The organism is Lelliottia wanjuensis (assembly GCF_030238365.1).
Classification (GTDB): Bacteria; Pseudomonadota; Gammaproteobacteria; order Enterobacterales; family Enterobacteriaceae; genus Enterobacter; species Enterobacter wanjuensis.
Window position 1 is genome coordinate 1 of sequence record NZ_JASSOT010000018.1, and the last position, 1,285, is coordinate 1,285.

The window sequence follows — 1,285 nt, forward strand, 5'->3', positions numbered from 1 at the left end:
TGTACGGTCCGGAGACATGGTAGACAGGTGTTCGGGGACATGGTGAACACTATTTAACATCCTTTACCCATGGTGATCGACCTTTTCTTCAGGTCGATCACCCCCACTTTCGTGCTGTACCACCACACCTCATAACAGCCATCTTCAGCCCCTTCCTTCAGCCCCACATGTTCACCCCTGAACGCCTTTCCTGCCTTCAGCGTGACCCCTCTCAGGCTCAGCTTTCCGCTGATATCGACTTTCCTGACCATCACTCCCTCGTCGTATTCCGGGGGTTCAGCGTGACTGTTGTACTCCCGCGCTGATGGCTGATACCGCGAAGCAGGCACTGCCATATCCAGCGAGGTGTGCGGCCGTTCAAGGTTATAGACGTTGCGCCAGTGGTCAAAGGCACGCTGCAGCTCACCACTGTCCGCAAACCACTTCCCCTGCAGGACTTCTGCCTTCAGGCTGCGGTGAAAACGCTCCAGCTTGCCCTGCGTCTGTGGATGATATGGCCGCGAGTGGCCCACCCGGATACCCTGGCGCATCAGCCACAGCTCCAGTGCCGTCCAGGTTCCGGTGGTGTCTCCCCACGGAGCCCCGTTGTCCATCGTCATCCGCTCCGGTAACCCGTAGTGCCTGAACACGTTAATCAGCTGTGACTGCACGGTCTCCCGCCGTTCATCGTCGCAGTGCGCCAGACAGAGAGAAAAACGGGAGTGGTCATCGAGCAGGGTCAGTGGATGGCAGCGTCCGCCCCCAAAGGGAAAATGGCCCTTAAAGTCCATCTGCCAGAGGCGGTTGGGGGCGTCATGTTCAAAGCGGCCGGTGGCCGGAATGCCCGGTGTCGTGCCCGGCAGCAGGCCGTGACGGGCCATCAGGTTATGGACAGTGCTGAAAGCGGGCATCCTGTGTCCCTGGTCTTCGAGCCAGCGCTTAATCTTGCGCGCGCCCCAGCGTTCATGACGGGCATGTGCCAGGCGCAGCAGGTCAGTGATGCCGTCAGATGAGCGGTTCGGGGAATGGTGAGGCGTGCGGGGGCGGTCAGCCAGTCCGAGAGCGCCGTGTTCAGACCAGCGGGCGAGCCACTTGTAGCCGGTGGCGGGCGAAATGCCGTAGTGACGGCAAAGAGAACGAATGTTCGCCCCGTCTTGCGAGGCGAACAGAACAAACTCGGTACGTAATGACATGGTATCTCTCTCATCCCAGGGCATAAGCGACTCCATAAACGGGTTCGTATGCCTTAGTTGTAAGTGTCTACCATGTCCCCGAACAAGTGTTCATGATGTCCCCGGACCGTACA

1 protein-coding gene is annotated in these 1,285 nt (G+C 59.2%); it reads right to left on the minus strand.

The features are described 5' to 3' along the window. Positions 1-53: 53 nt before the first annotated feature. Positions 54-1,196, minus strand: coding sequence for an IS481 family transposase (locus QQF33_RS03320; RefSeq protein ID WP_455583678.1), 1,143 nt, complete (start codon positions 1,194-1,196; stop codon positions 54-56). Between the last annotated feature and the right edge of the window lie 89 nt (positions 1,197-1,285).

What these genes read in the sequence shown, in the direction of transcription:
- QQF33_RS03320 (WP_455583678.1), bottom strand. Translation starts at nt 1,196, where the DNA reads ATGCCCTGGGATGAGAGAGATACCATGTCATTACGTACCGAGTTTGTT.